This window comes from Geodermatophilus sp. FMUSA9-8, from assembly GCF_037034165.1.
In the GTDB taxonomy this organism is placed as follows: Bacteria; Actinomycetota; Actinomycetes; order Mycobacteriales; family Geodermatophilaceae; genus Geodermatophilus; species Geodermatophilus nigrescens.
Map to the genome: position 1 here is coordinate 479,407 of NZ_JBAGKE010000003.1, position 21,511 is coordinate 500,917.

The window sequence follows — 21,511 nt, forward strand, 5'->3', positions numbered from 1 at the left end:
ACCTCGACGGCGAACCGCTGGCGCCGCTGCGCGCCCTGGAAGAGATCCTGCTGTGCCTGGGCACGTGGGAGGACGACGACCGGTGGGGTTTCAAGCCCCGTTACCGAGCCGCTGCGGCTACCGGCGCCACTGGCCGACCGGGTCGCCCTCGCCGCCGTGCAGCGGCTCCTCGCCGCCCTGGCGCCCACCCAGTCCCGGGCAGCGGAGGGCCGGCTGCTCGCTCCCGACGGCCGCTACGAGCACGCGCCGATGACCGTGCTCAGCCTGCCCGCCGCCGACATCGACCTCCTGTCCACCATTGCCGCCACCCTCGGCCACCCCCGGCTGGACCCCGACATCGCCGAACTGGTCACCGCCCACGCCGAGCAGCTCAACCTCGGCTACCGCCGGACCGACCGCACCGACCTGGTCTCGGTCCTCGCGCGGCTGGCGGGCCTGCTCGACCTCGCCCCGACCGACGACACCCGCCTGCTCACCGCCCGGCTGCGGGCCACCCCGCCCGGCGCCGACTGCATGCTCAGCGACGCCGAGAAAGCCGCCCACGCCCGTACCGCCGACCGCATGAACTACCTGTGGGCGCAAGGCTCCGGCATCGACCGCTACCTGTACTGAACCGGGGGCGCCCGGGCCGCGGCCCTGAATCGTCGCCGTGAGCATCCTCGACGTGAGAGGCCTGCCCGGCGTCGCCGTAGATGTCACCTCCTGGGCGTCCTGCTCCTCTTCACTGGCCGCTGTGTGCACGAGCCCCACGCGCAGGCAAGACTCGGGCCACCGCGGGAGTGAAACGGGGAGGCACGGATGGCCACGAAGTGCATCGGGGAACGGCCACGACGCGAGCACGGCAACCGCAATCAGCGCGGTGAGGAGAAGGTGCAGGAGGCTGCAGCCACCGTGCTGAAGCTCGGGCTGGTGGACGGCGACTCCGCCTTCACCCCCGGCTCGCCGTTGTGGACCTCTGAGGCCGCCGCCGAACTCGAACGGGCCTTCGTGGACAAGCCCGACCTCGGCCCAGGGAGCTTCCTGGAGAAGCTGCGGAGTCAGCTGGCCGGTTGCTCGCCGGCCGCGCTCCAGCTCGCCGCAGAGCTGCAGTACCTGTCGGTCCTGCCGCTTGGCGACCTGAAAGTGGACACCAAGCGGGATCGCATCCGGCGTCCGCTCTCGATGATGGCCGAGCCCGTTGCGGTGCCGCCTCACCTTGACGCGACTCTCAGCAGCGGCGTCTTCAACGGCGGCATGGGCTATAAGGTCCAGGTCTGGAACCAGTTCGGGGTCCTCATCTCCTTCGTCCGTGCCTGGACGGAGCTGCCCGCAGCGGAGCGCCAGCGACTGGCCTGCGACCCCTGGGCGTTCCGGGACCTGCTCCAGTCGACACCCGGCTCCAAGCCGGCCGGGCAGCGGCACGCCCTCGCCTACCTCGCGTTCCCCGACGTCTTCGAACCGATCATCAACGACCAGCACAAGCGGAGAATCCGGTCGGCATTCGCGGACGTCGTCGCACCAACCGGCGACCTGGACCGGGACCTGCTGACGCTGCGCGACCACTTCGAGCAGGCGACCGGCGAGCCGTTCGACTGGTACCAGCCGCCGTACGGCCAACAGTGGCTGCCGCAACCACAGAGCGAGAGCGCCACCGCACCGGCCCCGCCCCGGAGGGCGTGGCTGGTCCGGGGAGCGAGCATTCAGGGCACGAGCCTCGTCCCGTCCTGGCTGGCGGAGGGCTGGATCAGCCTCGCCGCCACCCACCTGCCACCGGTCGATGGCGGGACGGCTCATGAGCAGCTCAAGCGCCTCGTCGATGACAGTTACGGGCACGTCTCGTACAGCCAGCGCGACCAGAAGGTCGACGAATTTCACGCGTTCCTCACGCGCATGCAGCCTGGCGACCTCGTGGCCACCACCGACAAGGGCGCTCTCTATGTCGGTGAGGTGGACGGGGACGCCGAGTACCGGTCCGCGGAGGTGCTGTCGAGGCTCCGCAGGCCGGTCAGGTGGGATAACGCCGGGCAGGGCGTCGACTTCGCCGACCTACCGGCCACACTCAGCGCGAAGCTGCAGAGCCCGCACGAGCTGCTCGACCTCACGGCCCAGCTATCCGAGCTGGAGGGGCTCGTCGACCGCAACGAGGCGGCCGCCCCCGTGGCGACGTTCGTCTTGCCCGACGTGACCGACGACCTGGCCGACGAGCTGCTGATTCCGCGCTCCTGGCTGCAGGAGTGCGTGGAGCTGCTGCGCGACCGGCCGCAGCTCGTCCTCTACGGCCCACCCGGCACCGGCAAGACATACCTGGCCCAGAAGCTGGCCCGCCACCTCGCCGGCACCGAGGGCACAACACTCGTGCAGTTCCATCCCGCCTACAGCTACGAGGACTTCTTCGAGGGCTACCGCCCCGGTGCAGGCGAGGCTGGGACGGTGGGATTCAGGCTCCGGCCGGGGCCGCTGCGACGGGTAGTCGACCAGGCGCTCCAGCACCCGGAACAGCCGTTCGTTCTCATCATCGACGAGATGAACCGCGGCAACCTCGCCCGGATCTTCGGGGAGCTCTACTTCCTGCTCGAGTACCGGGACGAGGCCATCGAGCTCCTCTACGCCTCAGGGGATGACAAGGCCTTCGCGCTGCCGCCGAACGTGCTCGTCATCGGGACTATGAACACCGCCGACCGGTCCATCGCTTTGGTCGACGCCGCGATGCGGCGACGCTTCAACTTCCTGTCCCTGCACCCGGAGGAGGAACCGATCCGCTCCCTGCTCAGCCGCTGGCTGGAGCGTGAGGGCAGGAAGGACGAGGCGGCGCGGCTGCTCACCGAGCTGAATCGGCGGATCACCGACCCCGAGTTCAAGGTCGGGCCGTCCTATCTCATGCGTCCTGCGGCGCACCAGGAGGGCGGTCTGGAGCGGGCATGGCGCACGGCGATCCTGCCGCTGCTGGAGGAGCACCACTACGGGGACGGCGTGGACGTCAATCGACGGTATGGCCTACCTGGCCTCCGCACCGCCGTGGCGGGCCAGCACACCGACGAAGAAGGCCAGAGCGAACCCCCGGCAGAGCCGGGAGACGCCATTGACTCCTGAGCGCCTGGAACTCGTGGAACTGGGAGACGCCCAGGAAGTCCAGCTCCCAGGCCCAGTGGCGGAGACGCTGTCGGCGTCAGGCGTCGTTACCGTCGAGCGCCTACTGCACGGCGACGCCTACCTCGTGCGGCCTGCCAACCTGGTCGGGGTCGCGGTGGTCGCCGGTATCGAGGTGTGGATCAGGCCCAAGGTGGCGATCGACCGGCTGCTGTTCCTCCTCGGGTACGCGCTGTCGGGCAAGAGGTGGCAGGACACCCACGTCCCCCTCGCAGAGGAGCCGGACCTGTTGCCGGCCGTCGCTGAGGCCTTCGTGCGCCAGGCCGACCGCGCGCTCCGCGAAGGTGTGCTGCACGGATACCGCGAAGTGGAGGCCAGCCTCCCCGTGCTCCGTGGGCGCATCCGGGAGTCCGACCAGCTCCGCCGGCGCTACGGCTTCCCCGTGCCCTTGGAGGTGCGCTTCGACGAGTTCACGGTCGACATCGCCGAGAACCAGTTGCTGCTTACCGCTACGCGTCGCCTGCAACGCCTGCCACGGCTGTCGCGTGAAGTCCGGCACGGGCTCCTCCGTGTTGCCGGCCGCCTCGACGGAGTCACTCCGGCAGCGGCTGGCCGGCCGCTGCCGACCTGGCTGCCGACACGGCTCAACGCCCGCTACCACGCCGCGGTGCGACTGTCGGAGATGGTGCTGCGCGCTACCTCCATGGAGCTGTCTCCGGGTGTGCTGCAGGTCGATGGCTTCCTGGTCAACATGCCGCAGCTGTTCGAGGACTTCGTGACCGTGGCGCTCGGCGAGGAGATCGAGCGGCGCGGGGGTCGGACGCAGCGGCAAGCGCCTACCTGGCTTGATGAAGCGGACTCCGTGAGGATGAAACCGGACCTCGTTTGGACGTCGGCAGCAGGCGCCCCCCGCGGGGTCATCGACGCCAAGTACAAGGCAGAGAAGCCCGCCGGCTTCCCGCAGGCCGACCTCTACCAGCTGTTGGCCTACTGCACCGCCCTGGACCTGCCGGTCGGACACCTCGTCTACGCGAAGGGATCCGGGGAGACCGAACGGCGGCACGTCATCCGCGGCAAAGGCGTGGAGATCGTGCAGCACGTCCTCGACCTCGCCCAGGCACCCGACAGTCTCCTCCGACAGATAAAGCAAATCGCCGCAACGGTGGGCGACGTCCAAGACTTCAAGACTTTTCGCTCGCACCTGGGGAATGACCGCAAGCCAGGCCCAGGGGCGTCTGAAGCGTGAGGACTGTCGAGCCCCAGTCAAGAACAGGCAGCGGACTGGAGCGGCCCGACGCCGGGGGGCAGCAGCAGGGTCGATTAAGGGTCCTTCTGTCCCCTCAAGTTCGCAGAGCCACTGATCGAGCGCAGGGCTGGCCGGGCTCCTTCGCCCTGACGGCACGGGGCTCCCACGCCATGAGGAGTTCGCCCGCAGGGGTGGATACACCCGACCAGCACGACCAGCCAAGCAGACGGCTGCGGCGGCTGCGGCGGCTATCCACAGGTCGGGCCAGCCCGTCAGTGCTGCCGCTCGCCTACGCCTTAGCAGCGGGCCGTCACAAGCCGAGGGCCTGGACGCCCGGACATCCCGCGCGGTCCGCGCAGGGACCCGCGCAGGCTGGCCAAGCTTCGGGCACGGCCGCGCCAGCACCTGCTCGGAGTCCGCACCGAGTCCGCAGAAAGTCCGCAGGATGCCCGTATTGGACCAACGGGAGCCAACCGCCTCACTTACCCATAAACGCAGGTCACGCCCCTAGCTGAAGTGGTCTGGGCAGGTAGGCCGCTCACCCGTCAATCATGTCGGGGATGACGACGTGCAGCCGCGAGCCGTCGGGGAGCATCGCGTCGACGAAGGGCTGGCTCATGTCGATGCGCCGGCCCGAGGTGCGCAGCATCCGCTCGACCAGGTCGGCCAGCTCGCCGGCGCCCAGGATCGTCGTCGTCAGCTCCGACCGGCCGCGGCGGGCGACGAACACCCGGCCCGGCTCGTTGACCCAGATCTCCTCGACCTCCGGGTCGTCCAGCCAGCGCTGCAGCGGCCCGTAGCCGGCCACCCGGTCGAGCACGTCGCGCACCACCGAGTCGGCGTCGCCGATCGGCGGCAGCGCCGAGGTCAGCGACCGCTCGGAGTAGTCGGCCACCACGTCGCGCACCAGGACCCGCACCGGCCCGGGGTCGGTGAACGGGTCGAGGCCGCGGCGGCGGATCAGCTCGCGCACCTCGCCGTCGACGACGTCGAGCGCGCTCGTCGCAGTCGGCACGCACACCCCCGTTCCCGGTCCGCCCCCGTGCGGACGCCGGGACCATAGGGAGACGCCGCCGTTCCGCGGCAGGTCGCTCCACCGATCTGTGGACAGTGCGTGACCCCGCCGGGCCGCCGGCCACCCACCCGGGTGACCCGTCCGGCCTCTCTCGAGGCCCCGGGGTCACCCGCACGGTGGGTCGTCCCCGCCCTGAACAGCGCAGGCCTTCCCGGTCTCCGGCCAGGAGCACAGAATGCGTCCGGCCCGGCAACTCCCGTTGCGGGCACCCGGTGGCGGAACCGCACCGGGCAGGGGGACGGAGAGGGAGCAGCATGTCGCGGCGGGACACGATGTCCGACGGCGGATCGACGGAGGCCGCCGAGAGGTTGTCCGCCTTCTGGGAGCGGGTCGTCGGCGCCGAGCGTCCACGCCTGCAGGTCCTGCGGGACCCACGAGCGCTCGTGCGTGCGGTCCGGGACGTCCGGGCGCTACCCGTCCTCGAGGCTGCCCTGTCCGGACGGCCGGAGGGCAGGCTGCTCGCCGCCGACCTCTCCCGCCGGACCGCCCTCGGTCTCCGGCTCTCCAGCACGGGGGTGTGTGTCCTCGAGGTCCCGGAGGTGCCGGCCGACTACAGCCTCGGTCGGTCCCGCCAGACCCTGCGCCGGAAGGTGCGGGCCGCCGCGAAGGCCGGCGTCGGCTGGCGCGAGGTGACCGACGAGGACGAGCAGGCCGCCCTGGCCCGGCGCCTCGACGACCACCTGCCGCAGAAGCGGGACAGGCGCTACCGCCAGGTCGACTCCGACCACAGCCACATGGTCGGCTCGGGTCTGTGGGCCGTGGCGGAGGATGCCGAGGGCACCCCCCTCGTGCTGTCCGTGACGCCCCATGACGGCCGGTGGGCCCAACTGCGGCTCTTCATCGCCCTCGGCGACGGGCCTCAGCACAGTGACGCGCGGTACCTGCTGACCCAGGCGGTCGTGGAGACCCTCTCCGCCCGCGGCGTGCGCCACCTGTTCGACGGACGCTCCCCGCACGAGCTCACCAACGGGCTCCGTCACTTCCAGCGCATGCTCGGCTTCACCGTCGTCCGTGTCCGGCTCTCCCGAGCGGAGGTCTCGGCGGAGGTGCGCTCGCTGCCGGCACCGCGGGCGGAAGGCCCGCCGGCCCGCCACGCCGACCTCGAGCGCGTCGGCTGAGCCGGTGCGCCCGGCCGGTCAGGCCGGGCGCACCGCCTGTCCCACCCGCGACCGCGGCGCCGGCACCTGCGGCCGGCGCACCGCCGCCTGCTCCAGCAGCAGCGCCTCGGCGTCGGTGCGCTCCAGCGGCTTCGCGAACAGGTAGCCCTGCGCGGTGTCGCAGCAGCAGTCGGCCAGCAGCCGGGCCTGGTGCTCGTGCTCCACGCCCTCGGCCAGCACCTTCAGGCCCAGCGTGCGGCCCAGGTCGATGGTGCCGCGCACGATCGCCGGCAGCGGCTCGCCCTCGGCGATGCCGCTCACGAACGAGCGGTCGATCTTGAGCACGTCCACGGTGAACTGCCGCAGGTGCGCCAGCGACGAGTAGCCGGTGCCGAAGTCGTCCAGCGCCAGCCGCACGCCCAGCGCCCGCAGCGCCGCCAGGCACGCCGCCGCCCGCTCCGGGTCGCCGACCAGGGCCGTCTCGGTCACCTCGAGCACCAGGCACCGCGCGGGCAGGCCGCTCTCGGCCAGCGCCGCGGCGATGGAGGCGACGAGGTCCGGTGAGCCCAGCTGGGTGGCCGACACGTTGACCGCCATCGAGAACTCCCCGGCACGAGGGTGGTCACGCAGCCAGGTCGCGGCCGTCGCGCACGCCTCCCGCAGCACCCAGGAGCCGATCGCGTCCATCAGCCCGGCGGCCTCGGCCACCGGCACGAACCGGTCGGGGCCGACCGGACCCAGCCGCGGGCTGTCCCAGCGCAGCAGGGCCTCGAAGCCGGTCACCCGGCGGTCGCCCAGGCCGACGACGGGCTGGTAGACGAGCCGGAACTGGCCGCCGTCGAGCGCGCCGCGCAGCTCCTGCTCGAGCTCCCGCGCCTCGCGGGCCTGCGCCCGCATGCACGGGCTGAAGGTCTTCATCCGGTCGCGGCCGTCGAGCTTGGCCGCGTACAGCGCCAGGTCGGCGTCGCCGATGAGCGACTCCGCGCCCACGTCGCCACGGCCCACGGCCACGCCGACGCTGGCGGTCACCGTCACGGGCGTGCCGGAGAGGGTCATCGGGGCGGCGAGCACCTCGCGCACCCGGGTCGCGGTCGTCACGGCCTCGTCGTCGCCGGTCTGCTCGACGAGCACGGCGAACTCGTCGCCGCCGATGCGGGCGACGGTGTCGTCGGCGCGCACCGCGGCGCGCAGCCGGGCCGCCACCTCGCGCAGCAGCGCGTCGCCGGCCGCGTGGCCGAGGCCGTCGTTGACCGCCTTGAACCCGTCGACGTCGACCGAGACGACCGCGGCCGAGCCCCCGCCGCGCACGGTGCGCAGCAGCGCCTGGCCGACGCGGTCGGCGAACAGCGTGCGGTTGGCCAGGCCGGTGAGCCCGTCGTGCAGCACGGAGTGGGCCAGCGCGTCCTCGGCGCGACGGCGGCCGGTCACGTCGGTGACGTGCACGACGACGCCGCCGACGTCGGGGTCGCGGGAGAGGTCGGTCAGCCGGACGCTGATCCAGCGGTCCTCACCGCGGTGCCGGACGGGGATCTCCGCGTCGACCGTCGCGCCCTCGGCGACCAGGGCCCGCGCGAACAGGTCGGCGGCGAGCTGCGGGTCCACGCCGGCCAGCGCGACCGCCTCGCCGCTGGTCGCCAGCGGGGTGGCGGCAGTGCCCAGCAGCGCGGCGAGCGGAGCGCCGTCGTTGAGCAGCCGCCCGTCGCGGGCCACTACGAGGACGGCGTCGGACGAGTGCGCGGTCAGCTTGGCGGCGTACCGCTCGCGGGAGGCGAGCAGCGACCGTGCCGTCGCCTCGCCGCGCAGGATGAACGAGCAGCGCACGAACAGCAGGGCGACCAGGACCACCATGCTGACGAAGACCGAGCCGGACGCCTCCGCGCCGCCGGTGACGTCCCGGAGGAGCTCCACGGCCGGCGGCACCACGAGGGCGCCGAGCGCGACGGCGAGCCGGGTGAGCGCCGACCGCTGCCGCGAGGCGAGGGACCCGTCGGGGCCGCCGGTCTGGGGCTGCGCGGCGATGGCCAGCAGCAGGCTGCCGAGCACCCAGCCGGCGTCGAGCAGGGAGCCGAAGCTGTCGGCGTCGGCGTCGGCGACCAGCAGGTAGGCGAGGTCGGAGAACAGCCAGCACGCGCACGCGGCGGCGACGGCCAGCGGCGCCCACTCCCCCTGGCGGCGGGCGGCGAGCAGCCGGACGACGAGGCCGATCAGGGCGGCGTCCATGGCCGGGTAGAGCGCGAGGACGACACGGGAGACCAGGTCGAGCGACTCGTCGTTCACGGTCGAGACGATCGACAGCTCCCACACGACGAGCAGCACGGCGAAGAAGACGACGGCGGCGTCGATCCACGCCGCGAGACGCTGGTCGCGGACGTGCGTGGCGCTGCGGGCCAGGAGCGCCAGCCCGATCCCGAGCGACACGTAGCTCGCGAGGTACACGGCGTCGGCCGGGCCGACGTCGGCACCCGCGTCCTGCAGCTCCCACAGCACGTCGCCGACCGCGGACAGCGTGACGCCCAGCGCGATGCACACGGCGGGCGGCCGCCACTGCCCCCGCCGGACCCCCAGCCACGCGCCCCCGACGGTCAGCCAGATGAGGGCGAAGTACAGCCCCGTGCCGGCCGGGGTGCCCGACCAGGAGGCCAGGATCCCGAGGAGGAGGGCGACCACGACGGCGGCGGCGCCGACGGCCCCGCGGCGCAGGAGCGCCGGAGGGACCGTCGGGCCGGGGCGGACGCTGATCGTGCTCACGGACGCTGCATCGGCCCGGAACGGAACTGTCTGGAACGGATGTCCCCCGCGTTCCCCCGAGGGGGTGAGCCGGGGGTCAGCCGCCCTGCCGCAGCACCGCCTGCACCAGGTGCGGACCGGGCTCGCGCAGCGCGGTGCGCAGCTGGCCGGCCAGCTCGTCGGTCGTCTCCGCCCGGGTGGCGGGCACGCCCATGCCGGTGGCCAGCGCGACGAAGTCCAGCGCCGGGCCGCCGAGGTCGAGCAGCTGCCCGGCCCGCTCCCCGCCGCCGGTGGCGCCCACGCGCGACAGCTCGCCCTGCAGGATCGCGTAGGACGCGTTGTCGTAGAGCAGCACCGTGACGTCGAGCTGCTCGCGGGCCATCGTCCACAGCGCCTGCAGCGTGTACATGGCGCTGCCGTCGGCCTGCAGCACGAGCACCGGCCGGTCGGGGCAGGCCACCGCCGCGCCGACGGCCATGGGCAGCCCGTCGCCGATCGCCCCGCCGGTCAGCGCCAGCCAGTCGTGCCGCGGCGCCCCGGAGGTCAGCTCGGCGATGCCGATGCCCGACGTGATCGCCTCGTCCACGACGATCGCCCGCTCCGGCAGCACCGCGCCGACCACCGCGGAGACCCCCCGCGGCGTGAGCCTGCCCTCGGGCACCTCCGGGCGGGAGGCCTCCAGCAGCGCCGGCTCGGCGCCGCCGGCCACCTGCGCGGCGAGCTCCTCGAGCGCGGCGACGCCGTCCTCCCCCGGAGCCGACAGCACGTGCACCGTGCAGTCGTCGGGCACCGGGGTGGGCGGCACGCCCGGGTAGGCGAAGAAGTGCACCGGCGACGTCGCCCCGGCCAGCACCAGGTGCCGGGTACCGGCCAGCGCCTTGATCGCCACCTCCGGCGGGTAGGGCAGCTTGCCGATGTCCGGGAGACCGGCACCGCGCAGCATCCGCGGCGGGAACGTCTCGGCCATCAGCCGCGCGCCGGTGCCCGCGGCCACCCGCGCGGCGGCCAGCAGCCCGGCCTCGCTCGCGACGACGTCGCCGCCGAGCAGCAGCACCGTCGGCTCGCCGGCGCCCATCACCCCGGCCACCTCGCCGACGACCGACGCGGCGACCCGCGGGCGCGGGCGGGCCGGCACGGGGGTGGCCACCTCGGCGCCCTCGGACCACGACACGTCGGCCGGCAGCACCAGCGTGGCGATCTGCCCGCGGGCGGCCGCGGCGACGGCGTCCGCGGCGTCGGCGGCGAGGTCGGCCGGCGACAGCGAGCGGCGCACCCAGCCGGACACCGTGCCGGCGAGGGAGTCGATGTCGCTCTCCAGCGGCGCGTCCAGGCGCTTGTGCGAGGTGCCGTGGTCGCCGACGACGTTGACCATCGGCGTCCGGCCGCGACGGGCGTTGTGCAGGTTGGCCAGCCCGTTGCCCATGCCGGGGCCGAGGTGCAGCAGCGTGGCGGCCGGGCGGCCGGTCATCCGCGCCCACCCGTCGGCCGCCCCGGTGGCCACCCCCTCGAAGAGGGTGAGGACGCCGCGCATCTGCGGGACGTCGTCGAGGGCGGCGACGAAGTGCATCTCCGACGTGCCGGGGTTGGCGAAGCAGACGTCGACCCCGGCGTCGACGAGCGTGCGGATCAGTGCCTGGGCGCCGTTCACCGGGAGACGTGGACCTCGGTGACCTCGAAGTGGGTCATCGTGGCGCCGCCGCTGGCGAACTTCGGCACGTCCTTCGCCGTCGCCTTCCCCTCGTCGGAGGCGAAGGCGGCGCCCATGGCCTGCTCGGAGTCGAAGTCGAGCTCGGCCACGAGGTAGGGCGCGGGCTGCGACGGGTCCATCGACGTCGGCTTGCCGGTGGTCAGCCGCACCAGGCCCGGCATCTGCACCGCGAGCGGGGTGTGGGTGTCCCGGTAGTAGGCGTCGAACGCCGCCGGGTCCTCCGGCTGCCCGTAGCTGACGACGAGCCTGTGCACCATCTGCGCCACCTCCGCGGTCGGCCCGGGGCACCGCTGCCCCGGGACTCCCCCACCCTGGCAGGGACGGGCGGCTCGGCGCGACCTCAGAAGGTGATCACCAGGCGGCCGCGCACGCCGCCGCGGGCGAGCGCCTCGTGGGCCTCGGGCGCCTCCTCCGGGGCGAAGGTGCGCGCGACGCGCAGGGTGAGCACGCCGGACTCCACCTGCTCGCGCAGCCGGTCCAGCGCGGCGCCGTTCTCGGCGTAGTCGCGCACCCGCGTCGGGAACACCTCCACCCGGCCCGACCCGTCGCCGCGGTAGCCGCGCACGGTGGCCACCTTCCCGCCGTCGCGGACCGCGGGCAGCACGGCGGCGTCCTGCACCGACCCGTCGGCCAGGCCGTCGACGCCGTCGGGGAACTCCGCCCGGATCCGCTGCGCGACGTCGTCCCCGCGGCGGACGACGACGTCGGCGCCGAGGTCGCGCACGAGCTGCTCGTCGGCCTCGGAGGCGTCGGCCACGACGGTGTGCCCGTCGGCCTTCGCCAGCTGGACGACGTAGCCGCCGAACGCGCCCGCCGCGCCGGTCACCGCCACCACCGAGCCCGGCGGCAGCGCCATGTGGTCGAGGGCCAGCCGCGCGGTCAGGGCGTTCATGGGCAGGGTGCAGGCGGCGACCGCGTCGGCCCCGGCCGGCACGCGCGCCACCGAGCCCTGGGGCAGGACGAGGTCCTCGCGGTAGCCGCCGTGCGCGCCGGTGGGCACGACGATCGCCATCACCGCGTCGCCGACGGCCACCCGGTCGACGCCGTCGCCGACCTCCACCACCTCGCCGGCGGCGTCCATGCCCGGCACCCACGGCGGCGTCTTGACCGGGTCGCGGCTCGCGTAGGCGCCCTCGCGCAGGTGGGTGTCGGTGGGGCTGACCGCGGTGGCCCGCACGCGCAGCCGCACCTGCCCGGGGCCCAGCGGCTCGCCCGGGACGTCCACGACGGCGAGGGCGCGGGGCCCTCCGAACTCGGCCACCCCGACAGCGCGCATGACCGCGAACCTACGGCCGGCCGGGGCCGTGCGCCGACCCGCGGGAGGTCGTGACGTCACGGTGGTTGCGTGTGACGTCACGGTGGTGTCAGTATGACGTCATGGACCTCACGCCGTTCGTCGAGCAGCTCCGCCGGGAGCTCGCGCTGGCCGCCGCACCGGGGGGCGAGGAGGCGCAGGCCCTCGCCGAGCGCCTCGCCGCGCCGCTGGAGTCGTCGGTCCGGCTGGCCCTGCTCAGCGCGCTGTCGGTGGCGGCCGAGGAGGTCACCGCCCAGCTCGCCCCCGGCTCGGTCGACGTGCGGCTGCGCGGCGGCGACATCGGCTTCGCCGTCACCCCTCCCCCAGCGCCCGAGGCGCACGAGCCGGCCGCCGCGGCGGAGCCCGCGCCCGGGGTGGAGGAGGGCGAGACCGTCCGCATCACCCTGCGCCTGCCCGAGCAGCTCAAGGCCCGCGTCGACGAGGCGGCCGCCCGGCTCGGCGTCTCGGTGAACACCTGGCTCGTCCGGGCCGTCGCGAACGCGGTCGAGCCCGCCCCGCGCCCCTCCCCCGACGCCCGGCGCGGCCGCCGCTCCGCCGGCTCGCAGTTCACCGGCTGGGCCCGCTAGCACCGCCCAGCGCACCACCGCACCGCTCCACAGCGCACCGCCCGCACAGCGCACCGCGACCCCGGCCGACCGGTCCGGGGGCGATCTCCCCTGCCCCGAGGAGGGCGCAGCCATGCCCACGTTCGACACCCCCGGGCCGATCTCGGCCCGCATCGACGTCGTGTACGGCGCCGTGCACGTCCGCGCCGACGACCGGCACGACACCACCGTCACCGTCCGGCCGCAGAACGCGGCCAGCTCCGCCGACGTCGCCGCCGCCGAGGCCACCCAGGTCACCTTCCGCGACGGCGAGCTGCTCGTGCGGTCGGCCGCCCGGCCCCGCCTGCTGTTCTTCGGCTCCGGCCCGGAGGTCGAGGTCGACGTCGTCCTGCCCGCCGGCTCCTCGCTCGGCGTCCGGGTGACCGCCGGGGACGTCACCTGCACCGGCCGGCTCGGCGCCGCCGACCTCGAGTGCAAGCACGGCAGCGTCCGGCTCGACCGGGCCGGCCGCCTGCGCGCCCACAGCTCCAGCGGCACCATCACCGCGGGCGCCGTCGACGGCGAGGTGGAGGCGTCCACCTCCTACGGCGACGTGCGCGTCGGCGAGACCGCAGGCCCGGCCCGGCTGGAGACCGGCTACGGCGACGTCACCGTCGACCGCGTCCTCGGGTCGCTCACCGGGAGCACCAGGTACGGCCAGGTGCGGGTCGGCCAGGCCGTCCGCGGCTCCCTGGTGCTCGAGACCGCCTACGGCGAGATCGAGGCCGGGATCCCGGAGGGGACCGCGGCCTGGCTCGACGTCTCCTCCGGCGCCGGCCGCGTCCGCAACCTGCTCACCGAGACCGAGGGACCCGAGGGCGCCGGCGAGACCGTCGAGATCCACGCCCGCACGTCCTACGGCGACGTCCTCGTCCGCCGGGCCTGAGGGGAGGACGACGTGACCGACGCGATCTCCGTCCGCGGGCTGCGCAAGTCCTTCGGCCCGCAGGTCGTCCTCGACAGCCTCGACCTGACCGTGCCCGAGGGCACCGTCCACGCCCTGCTCGGCCCCAACGGCGCCGGCAAGACCACCACCGTCGACGTCCTGTCCACGCTCACCCCCGCCGACGGCGGCGAAGTGCGGGTGGCCGGGCACGACCTCGCCCGCGAGCCCCGCGCGGTGCGGGCCGCGATCGCCCTGACCGGCCAGTTCTCCGCCGTCGACGCCCTGCTCACCGGCGCGGAGAACCTGCGGCTCATGGCCGACCTGCACCACCTCGGCCGGCAGGAGGGCCGCCGGCGGGCGGCCGAGCTCCTCGAGCGGTTCGACCTGGTCGACGCCGCCGGGCAGGTGCCGTCCACGTACTCCGGTGGCATGCGGCGACGCCTGGACCTCGCCATGGGGCTCATGGGCCGCCCCCGGGTGGTCTTCCTCGACGAGCCGACCACCGGCCTGGACCCGCGCAGCCGCCGGGCCATGTGGGACGCCGTCCGCGGCCTGGTCGCCGACGGAGTCACGATCCTGCTCACCACGCAGTACCTGGAGGAGGCCGACCAGCTCGCCGACCGGATCGGCGTCCTGGACTCCGGCCGGCTGGTGGCCGAGGGCACCGCCGACGAGCTCAAGCGGCTGGTCCCCGGCGGGCACGTGCGCCTGCAGTTCGGCGACGCGGCCACCGTCCGCGAGGCCGCCCGCGCGCTCGGCGTCCCGGCCGCGGACGGCCTGGTGCTCGAGGTGCCCGGCGACGGCGGCGTCGCCGAGCTGCGCGCCCTGCTCGCCCGCCTGGACGACGCCCGCGTGGACGTCGCCGCCCTGACCGTGCACACCCCCGACCTGGACGACGTCTTCCTGGCCCTGACCGGCCGGCCGGCTGCCGAGGAGGTGCCCGCGTGACCACGCTGGCCCTGACCGTGACCGACTCCGTGACGATGCTGCGGCGCAACCTCGTGCGGGCCCTGCGCTACCCCGGGCTCACCGTCATCGTCGCCGCGATGCCGATCGTCTTCCTGCTGCTGTTCGTCTACGTCTTCGGCGGCACGCTCGGCGCCGGGCTGGGCGGCCCCTCGGGCGGGCGGGCCGAGTACGTCGCCTACGTCGTGCCCGGGATCCTCGTGCTGGCCATCACCGGCGGGGCGCAGGGGACGGCGATCGCGATCGCCATGGACATGACCGAGGGGATCATCGCCCGCTTCCGCACCATGTCGATCGCCCGGGCCGCGGTGCTCACCGGGCACGTCGTCGGGGCGGTGCTGCAGACCCTGGTCGGGCTGGCCGTCGTCGTCGCCGTCGCCCTGCTCGTGGGCTTTCGGCCGGACGCGAACCCGGTGGAGTGGCTGGCGGCAGCCGGCCTGCTGACGCTGGTCAGCATCGCGCTGTCCTGGCTGTCGGTCGCCATGGGCCTGTGGACGCAGACGGTCGAGGCGGCCAGCAACGTCCCGATGCCGCTGATGCTGCTGCCCTTCTTCGGCAGCGGCTTCGTGCCGGTCGAGTCGATGCCGGGGGCGCTGCGCTGGTTCGCCGAGAACCAGCCGTTCACCCCGGTGATCGAGACGCTGCGCGGCCTGCTCACCGGCACCGCGATCGGCTCGAGCGGGTGGGTGGCGGTGGCCTGGTGCGCCGGCATCGCGCTGGTCGGCTACCTGTGGGCGGTCCGCAACTACGAGCGGCGTCCGGCCCGCTGAACGCGCGAGCGGCCCGGGACCTCTGATCGGGTCCCGGGCCGCTCTGCGTGTGCGCCCTACCGCTTGAGGCCGTACTCCTTGAGCAGGCCGCGGCTGATGATCGTCTTCTGGATCTCGCTCGTGCCCTCGCCGATGAGCAGGAACGGCGCCTCGCGCATGAGCCGCTCGATCTCGTACTCCTTGGAGTAGCCGTACCCGCCGTGGATGCGGAACGACTGGGTGGTCACCTCGGCGCAGTACTCGCTGGCGATCAGCTTGGCCATGCCGGCCTCGACGTCGTTGCGCTGGCCGGCGTCCTTCAGCCGGGCGGCGTTGACCATCATCAGGTGGGCGGCCTCGACCTTGGTGGCCATCTCGGCGAGCTGGAACGCGATCGCCTGGTGCTGCACGATCGGCTTGCCGAAGGTCTCCCGCTGCTGGGCGTACTCGACGGCCAGCTCGAAGGCGCGGATGGAGATGCCGCAGGCGCGGGCGGCGACGTTCACGCGGCCCACCTCGACGCCGTCCATCATCTGCGCGAAGCCGCGGCCGGGCTGCCCGCCGAGGATCATGTCCGCGCCGATGCGGTAGCCGTCGAACACCAGCTCGGTGGTGTCGACGCCCTTGTAGCCCATCTTGTCGATCTTGCCGGGGATGGTCAGGCCCGGGGCGACGGTGCCGAAGCCGGCCGGCTTCTCCACCAGGAACGTCGTGAGGTTCTGGTGCGGCTTGTCGGCGCCCAGGTCGGTGCGCACCAGCGCGGCGACCAGCGTGGAGGACCCGCCGTTCGTCAGCCACATCTTCTGGCCGTCGATGACGTAGGAGTCGCCGTCCTGCACCGCCTTGGTGCGGATGCCGGCGACGTCGGAGCCCAGACCCGGCTCGGACATCGAGAACGCGCCGCGGACCTCGCCGGTGGCCATGCGCGGGAGGAAGTGCTCCTTCTGCTCCTGCGTGCCGTGCTGGCGGATCATGTAGGCGACGATGAAGTGCGTGTTGATGACGCCGGAGACGCTCATCCAGCCGCGGGCGATCTCCTCGACCACCAGCGCGTAGGTCAGCAGCGACTCGCCGAGGCCGCCGTACTCCTCGGGGATCATCAGCCCGAAGATGCCGAGCTCCTTGAGCCCGTCGACGATCTCCTGCGGGTAGACGTCGCCGTGCTCGAGCTCCTGCGCGTGCGGGATGATCTCCTTGTCGACGAAGCTGCGGACCGTCGACAGGATCTCGCGCTGGATGTCGGTCAGGTCGGCGGTCTGCGCCAGTCGGGCCACGTCTGCTCCTCGGGGACTCCGGTGTCCGTGTGCTACCGGCGAGTATGGGGCGAGCGCCCCGCACCCGTCGCCGTGTCCCCGGTCACCTCTGGGCCGGTCAGTTCTGGGCGCGACAGGCATAGGAAGCAATCCCCACGTCTCGGGCCTCATGACGTGGGGATGGCTTCCTATGCCTCGTGAGGTCCTCAGTCCTCCGGCGGGGTGAACGACGACGTGCGGGACATCCCGGCCGCGCGGCCCTTGCCCGCGATGACCAGCGCCATCTTGCGGCTGGCCTCGTCGATCATCTCGTCGCCGAGCATGGCCGAGCCCTTCTTCCCGCCGGCCTCGGACGTGTACCAGTCGTAGGCGTCGAGGATCAGCTCGGCGTGGTCGTAGTCCTCCTGCGACGGCGCGTAGATCTCGTTGGCGGCGTCGATCTGGCCGGGGTGCAGCACCCACTTGCCGTCGAAGCCGAGCACCGCCGAGCGCTTGGCGACCTCGCGGAAGGCGTCGACATCGCGCACCTGCAGGAAGGGCCCGTCGATGGCCTGCACGCCGCGGGCGCGGGCGGCCATGAGGATCTGCATGAGGATGTAGTGGAACGGGTCGCCCGGGTAGTCGGGGTGCAGGGCGCCCACCACCAGGGACTTCATGTTGATCGACGCCATGAAGTCGGCCGGGCCGAAGATGATCGTCTCGATCCGCGGGCTGGCGAAGGCGATGTCGTTGACGTTGATCAGGCCCTGCGCGGTCTCGATCTGCGCCTCGATGCCGATCCGGCCGACCTCCAGGCCGTTGGCCTTCTCGATCTGCGTGAGCAGGAAGTCCAGCGCCGCGACCTGGGAGGCGTCGACGACCTTCGGCAGCATGATGCAGTCCAGGTTCGCCCCGGCGCCCTCGACCACCTCGATGACGTCGCGGTAGGTCCACTCCGTCGTCCAGTCGTTGACCCGGACCGTGCGGATCTTCTCGCCCCAGCCGCCCTCGTTCAGCGCCGCGACGATGTTCTTGCGCGCGCCCGGCTTGGCCAGCGGCGCGCAGGCGTCCTCGAGGTCGAGGAAGACCTGGTCGGCCGGCAGGCCCTTGGCCTTCTCCAGGAAGCGCGGGTTGCTGCCCGGGACGGCGAGGTTGGAACGACGGGATCGGAGCTCGGCCACGGTGCCTCCGCTGGATGCGTGTCGATGACGGGTTACCGGAGGGTAGCCAGCGCCCTCCGGAGGGCTCAGCCGACCGGCTCGACCGGCGTCTGCGGCCGCCCGGCGCGGATCACCAGCGCCACCCCGGCGACGACGGCGACCATGCCGGGCAGCGCCAGCAGCGGCGGCGTCTGCCCGAGCAGCACCAGGGCGACGAGCAGCGCGCCGGGCACCTCCAGCAGCACGGCCAGCCCGACGACGGTCGGCCCGACGCTGGAGAGCACCAGGTTGAGCAGCGTGTGCCCGAGGATCTGCGCGCACACGGTGATCGCGGCGATCAGCCACCAGTCGCGGGCGCTGAACCCGGCGAGCGGGGTGGTGGTCACCCACGCCGCGACGGCGAGCACCGCGGCGCAGGTGGAGTAGCAGACGACGGAGTAGGCCGACGTCGCGAGCCGGGTGCGGGCCCGCGCGCCGGCGAGCATGTAGCCGCCCGCGCAGATCGCGCCGAGCAGGGCCAGCCCGTCGCCGGCCAGCGCCTCCAGGCTCACCGCGACGTCGACCCCGGCGATCAGCGCGGCCCCGACGACGGCCAGCGCGAGCCCCGCCCACACCTGCGCGGGCAGCCGGACACCGGAGACCCGCGCGGCGAGCGCCGTCCAGATCGGCGTCGTCGTCACCAGCGCCGTGGACGCGGCGACCGTGGTCATCGACAGGCTCGGCAGCCAGGCGGCGAAGTGCGCGGCGAGGAAGAGCCCGGCCACCACCGACGTCGTCAGGTCCCGCGGGCGCAGGCCGGTCAGCGTGGCGCGCTCCCGGCCCAGGAGCACCGGCAGCAGCAGCGCGGCACCGGCGGCGTTGCGCCAGAACGCGATGGCCAGGAACGACGTCGTCACCAGCGCGGTCAGCGGGCCGGAGAACGAGACGCCGACGACGGCGACCGCCATGAGCCCGACGTCGCGGGTGCCGGGGCGGCGCACCGCCCACGGCGAGGGGGCCGCGGTGGCCTGGCCGGAGCTCACGGGACGCGGATGCGGCCGGACGCCACCGGCACCACCGCGCCGGACACGGTGGCCGACGTCGCCCGCCCGCCCGCGGCGGTGACCGTGCACCCGAGCACCGAGGGCCGGCCCATGGCCTCGCCCTGGCGCACGGTGTAGGACGACGTCCCCTCCGGCGCGACCAGCCCGGCCGCCGTCAGCCAGACGCCGAGGCCGAGGGCCGCGGAGCCGGTGGCCGGGTCCTCGCCCCAGCGCAGGTCGCGGGCGAACACGCGGGCGTACGCGGTGGCGCCGTCCCACGACAGCACCGAGACGCCCTCGCCCGTGCCGAGCCGGTCGAGCCGGGCGGGGTCGGGGACCGCCCGGTCGACGACTCCGGGGCGCACGGCGAGGTGGGCGAAGGGCAGGCCGCAGCCGGCGACCGACGCGGGCGGCCCGGCGACGTCGGCGGCCGACAGGCCCATCGCCTCGGCCAGCGCGCCGGCGTCGGGCCCGTCCTCCAGCGTGGGGCGGCCGCCGGTCAGCGTCGCGCCGTCGCCGGTGACCTCGATCGGCAGCACGCCGGCGCCGCACTCCTGGTGCAGCGTCCCGGCCCCCAGCCGGCCGAGGCGCACCAGCGTGTGCGCGGCGCCGACGCTCGGGTGCCCGGCGAAGGGCAGCTCGGCGTACGGCGTGAAGATGCGGACCCGGTAGGAGGCGCCGGTCTCCGTGGGCCGGCACAGGAACGACGTCTCCGACAGGGCGAACTCGTTCGCCAGCGCCTGGCACTGCGCCGTCGTCAGGTCGTCGGCGTCCAGGACGACGGCGAGCGGGTTGCCCGCGAACGCCCGCGGCGCGAACACGTCGACGACCTCGTACTCGACGCTCACGGGGCTCGCCACGGGCCCGACGGTAGCCTCGGCACCCGTGACCACGGTGAGCAGGGCGTACGTCTCCCGGCTCGCCGGACTGCCCGTCTTCGACCCCAACGGCGACCGGGTCGGGCGGCTGCGCGACGTCGTCGTGGCGCTGCGGGTGGGCACCGCCTGCCCCCGCGCGCTCGGCGTGGTCGTCGAGGTGGTCGCCCGCCGCCGGATCTTCGTGCCGATGGGCCGGGTGACCAGCATCGACCCCGGCGCGGTCGTGCTCGCCTCGGGCACGCTGAACCTCAAGCGCTTCGAGCAGCGGCGCGGCGAGACGCTGGTCCTCGGCGAGCTGCTCGACCGCACGGTCACCCTCCGCGAGTCGCAGCGCCCCGCCACCGTCGTCGACGCGGCGGTCGAGCAGACCCGCACCGGCGAGTGGCAGGTGACCCGGCTCGCCGTGCAGGAGCCGGGCCGGCTCGGCCGGCGCGGGCAGCTGCACCAGCTGGCCTGGGCCGAGGTGGCCGGGCTGGCGCTGCCGGAGACCGGGCAGGGCGCGGAGACGCTCATCGCCACCTACCGCGAGCTCAACGCCGCCGACCTCGCGCACGCCCTGCAGGACCTGCCGGAGAAGCGCCGGCACGAGGTGGCCGAGGCGCTCGACGACCAGCGGCTGGCCGACGTCCTCGGCGAGCTGCCCGAGGCCACCCAGATGGGCATCCTCGCCTCCCTGGCGGAGACACGGGCCGCCGACGTGCTCGAGGAGATGGACCCCGACGACGCCGCCGACCTGCTGTCGGAGCTGTCCAACGTCGACCGCAACCGGCTGCTCGAGCTCATGGAGCCCGACGAGGCCGAGCCGGTGCGCCAGCTGCTGCAGTACTCGGAGGACACCGCCGGCGGCATCATGACCAGCGAGCCGGTGATCCTGGCGCCCGACGCCACGATCGCCGAGGCGCTGGCCCGGGTGCGCGAGCCGGAGCTGACGCCGTCGCTGGCCAGCCAGGTGTACGTGTGCCGGCCGCCGTCGGCCACCCCCACCGGGCGCTACCTCGGGCTGGCGCACATCCAGCGCCTGCTGCGCGAGCCGCCGTCGACGCTGGTCAGCGGCGTGCTCGACGACCTCGAGCCGCTGCGGCCGGAGGCGCCGCTGACCGAGGTCACCCGCTACTTCGCCACGTACAACCTGGTCGCCGCCCCGGTGGTCGACGACCGCGGCCGGCTCGTGGGCGCGGTCAGCGTCGACGACGTCCTCGACCACCTGCTGCCCGAGGACTGGCGCGAGCGGGCCCGCCGTGGCTGACGGCCGCCGGCTCGACGTCCCCCGCGGCTCCGCCCGGAGCCTGGGCAGCTACCTGCGGCTGGACCCCGACGCCGTCGGCCGGTTCGCCGAGGGCATCGCCCGGTTCCTCGGCACCGGCCGCTTCCTCGCCGTCCAGACGATCATCGTGGTCCTCTGGATCGCGCTGAACGTGTTCGCCGTCCGGCTGCGCTGGGACCCCTACCCCTTCATCCTGCTGAACCTGGCGTTCTCCACCCAGGCCGCCTACGCCGCACCACTGATCCTGCTGGCGCAGAACCGGCAGGCCGACCGCGACCGCGTGCAGGCCGAGGAGGACCGCGCCCGCGCCGCGCAGACCCGCGCCGACACCGAGTACGTCGCCCGCGAGCTGGCCGCGCTGCGCGTCGCGATCGGCGAGGTGGCCACCCGCGACTTCATCCGCGGGGAGCTGTCCCGGCTGGTCCCCGAGGAGCCGGACGAGGCGGAGAAGAAGGAGAAGAAGCGCCGCAAGCAGGCCGAGCGCGCCGAGCGGGAGCGGCGCGAGTCGGTCGGCTGAGCGCCCGCGCCGTCGTACC

19 protein-coding genes are annotated in these 21,511 nt (G+C 74.0%); 10 read left to right on the top strand and 9 right to left on the bottom strand.

What is annotated here, in order from left to right; all coding sequences use genetic code 11:
- Nucleotides 1–156: 156 nt before the first annotated feature.
- The 3 genes from WA616_RS09565 (at nt 157) to WA616_RS09575 (ending at nt 4,312) form a co-directional block, all read left to right on the top strand.
- A complete protein-coding gene (locus tag WA616_RS09565; RefSeq protein WP_336029223.1) occupies nt 157–612 on the top strand; it encodes a LuxR family transcriptional regulator in 456 nt (151 codons plus the stop codon).
- A 186-nt stretch (nt 613–798) separates the two neighbouring features.
- A complete protein-coding gene (locus WA616_RS09570; protein ID WP_336029227.1) occupies nt 799–3,069 on the top strand; it encodes an AAA family ATPase in 2,271 nt (756 codons plus the stop codon).
- A gap of 55 nt (nt 3,070–3,124) precedes the next feature.
- The gene (locus WA616_RS09575) at nt 3,125–4,312 is read left to right on the top strand and encodes an McrC family protein (RefSeq protein WP_336029229.1); all 1,188 of its coding nucleotides are present in this window, start codon (nt 3,125–3,127) and stop codon (nt 4,310–4,312) included.
- Between the two features lie 538 nt (nt 4,313–4,850).
- Here the strand turns inward: WA616_RS09575 and WA616_RS09580 are convergent.
- Nucleotides 4,851–5,327: a hypothetical protein gene (locus WA616_RS09580; protein WP_336029231.1), complete on the bottom strand. Its 477-nt coding sequence runs from the start codon at nt 5,325–5,327 to the stop codon at nt 4,851–4,853.
- Between the two features lie 443 nt (nt 5,328–5,770).
- Here WA616_RS09580 and WA616_RS09585 point away from each other — a divergent pair, with 443 nt between their 5' ends.
- The gene (locus WA616_RS09585; protein WP_336029233.1) at nt 5,771–6,505 is read left to right on the top strand and encodes a hypothetical protein; all 735 of its coding nucleotides are present in this window, start codon (nt 5,771–5,773) and stop codon (nt 6,503–6,505) included.
- Nucleotides 6,506–6,523: 18 nt separating this feature from the next.
- Here WA616_RS09585 and WA616_RS09590 read toward each other — a convergent pair whose 3' ends face one another.
- The 4 genes from WA616_RS09590 to WA616_RS09605 all read right to left on the bottom strand — a co-directional run bounded on the left by WA616_RS09590 (nt 6,524) and on the right by WA616_RS09605 (nt 12,195).
- Nucleotides 6,524–9,232 carry a putative bifunctional diguanylate cyclase/phosphodiesterase gene (locus tag WA616_RS09590; protein WP_336029236.1) on the bottom strand — a complete coding sequence of 903 codons (2,709 nt, stop codon included), beginning with the start codon at nt 9,230–9,232 and terminating at the stop codon, nt 6,524–6,526.
- Nucleotides 9,233–9,308: 76 nt separating this feature from the next.
- Nucleotides 9,309–10,859, bottom strand: a complete 1,551-nt coding sequence (locus WA616_RS09595) for an acetolactate synthase large subunit (protein ID WP_336029238.1) — start codon at nt 10,857–10,859, stop codon at nt 9,309–9,311.
- A complete protein-coding gene (locus WA616_RS09600) occupies nt 10,856–11,176 on the bottom strand; it encodes an EthD family reductase (protein ID WP_336029239.1) in 321 nt (106 codons plus the stop codon). The genes WA616_RS09595 and WA616_RS09600 overlap by 4 nt, the downstream gene beginning before the upstream one ends.
- 83 nt (nt 11,177–11,259) lie before the next feature.
- Nucleotides 11,260–12,195 (bottom strand): NADP-dependent oxidoreductase, encoded by a 936-nt coding sequence (locus WA616_RS09605; RefSeq protein WP_336029240.1) that lies wholly within the window; start codon nt 12,193–12,195, stop codon nt 11,260–11,262.
- A 101-nt stretch (nt 12,196–12,296) separates the two neighbouring features.
- On the opposite strand from WA616_RS09605, the gene WA616_RS09610 reads away from it, so the two are divergent.
- The 4 genes from WA616_RS09610 (at nt 12,297) to WA616_RS09625 (ending at nt 15,440) form a co-directional block, all read left to right on the top strand.
- Nucleotides 12,297–12,800, top strand: a complete 504-nt coding sequence (locus WA616_RS09610; protein WP_336029243.1) for a ribbon-helix-helix protein, CopG family — start codon at nt 12,297–12,299, stop codon at nt 12,798–12,800.
- A gap of 112 nt (nt 12,801–12,912) precedes the next feature.
- Nucleotides 12,913–13,704 carry a DUF4097 family beta strand repeat-containing protein gene (locus WA616_RS09615; protein WP_336029245.1) on the top strand — a complete coding sequence of 264 codons (792 nt, stop codon included), beginning with the start codon at nt 12,913–12,915 and terminating at the stop codon, nt 13,702–13,704.
- A gap of 12 nt (nt 13,705–13,716) precedes the next feature.
- The gene (locus WA616_RS09620; RefSeq protein ID WP_336029246.1) at nt 13,717–14,652 is read left to right on the top strand and encodes an ATP-binding cassette domain-containing protein; all 936 of its coding nucleotides are present in this window, start codon (nt 13,717–13,719) and stop codon (nt 14,650–14,652) included.
- Nucleotides 14,649–15,440 (top strand): ABC transporter permease, encoded by a 792-nt coding sequence (locus tag WA616_RS09625; RefSeq protein WP_336029247.1) that lies wholly within the window; start codon nt 14,649–14,651, stop codon nt 15,438–15,440. The genes WA616_RS09620 and WA616_RS09625 overlap by 4 nt, the downstream gene beginning before the upstream one ends.
- Before the next feature lie 56 nt (nt 15,441–15,496).
- Here WA616_RS09625 and WA616_RS09630 read toward each other — a convergent pair whose 3' ends face one another.
- The 4 genes from WA616_RS09630 to WA616_RS09645 all read right to left on the bottom strand — a co-directional run bounded on the left by WA616_RS09630 (nt 15,497) and on the right by WA616_RS09645 (nt 19,693).
- The gene (locus WA616_RS09630) at nt 15,497–16,693 is read right to left on the bottom strand and encodes an acyl-CoA dehydrogenase family protein (protein ID WP_073418799.1); all 1,197 of its coding nucleotides are present in this window, start codon (nt 16,691–16,693) and stop codon (nt 15,497–15,499) included.
- Nucleotides 16,694–16,878: 185 nt separating this feature from the next.
- A complete protein-coding gene (locus WA616_RS09635) occupies nt 16,879–17,832 on the bottom strand; it encodes an HpcH/HpaI aldolase/citrate lyase family protein (RefSeq protein ID WP_336029249.1) in 954 nt (317 codons plus the stop codon).
- 65 nt (nt 17,833–17,897) lie between these two features.
- Nucleotides 17,898–18,833, bottom strand: coding sequence for a DMT family transporter (locus tag WA616_RS09640; RefSeq protein WP_336029251.1), 936 nt, complete (start codon nt 18,831–18,833; stop codon nt 17,898–17,900).
- The gene (locus WA616_RS09645) at nt 18,830–19,693 is read right to left on the bottom strand and encodes a PhzF family phenazine biosynthesis protein (RefSeq protein WP_336029252.1); all 864 of its coding nucleotides are present in this window, start codon (nt 19,691–19,693) and stop codon (nt 18,830–18,832) included. Before WA616_RS09645 ends, WA616_RS09640 begins: the two co-directional genes overlap by 4 nt.
- 25 nt (nt 19,694–19,718) lie before the next feature.
- Here WA616_RS09645 and WA616_RS09650 point away from each other — a divergent pair, with 25 nt between their 5' ends.
- A complete protein-coding gene (locus tag WA616_RS09650; RefSeq protein WP_073418796.1) occupies nt 19,719–20,957 on the top strand; it encodes a magnesium transporter MgtE N-terminal domain-containing protein in 1,239 nt (412 codons plus the stop codon).
- Complete coding sequence (locus WA616_RS09655; RefSeq protein ID WP_073418795.1) at nt 20,950–21,492, top strand: DUF1003 domain-containing protein; 543 nt, start codon at nt 20,950–20,952, stop codon at nt 21,490–21,492. Before WA616_RS09650 ends, WA616_RS09655 begins: the two co-directional genes overlap by 8 nt.
- The last annotated feature ends 19 nt before the right edge of the window (nt 21,493–21,511 follow it).

What these genes read in the sequence shown, in the direction of transcription:
- WA616_RS09570 (WP_336029227.1), top strand. Translation starts at nt 799, where the DNA reads ATGGCCACGAAGTGCATCGGGGAACGGCCACGACGCGAGCACGGCAAC.
- WA616_RS09600 (WP_336029239.1), bottom strand. Translation starts at nt 11,176, where the DNA reads ATGGTGCACAGGCTCGTCGTCAGCTACGGGCAGCCGGAGGACCCGGCG.
- WA616_RS09605 (WP_336029240.1), bottom strand. Translation starts at nt 12,195, where the DNA reads ATGCGCGCTGTCGGGGTGGCCGAGTTCGGAGGGCCCCGCGCCCTCGCC.
- WA616_RS09610 (WP_336029243.1), top strand. Translation starts at nt 12,297, where the DNA reads ATGGACCTCACGCCGTTCGTCGAGCAGCTCCGCCGGGAGCTCGCGCTG.
- WA616_RS09615 (WP_336029245.1), top strand. Translation starts at nt 12,913, where the DNA reads ATGCCCACGTTCGACACCCCCGGGCCGATCTCGGCCCGCATCGACGTC.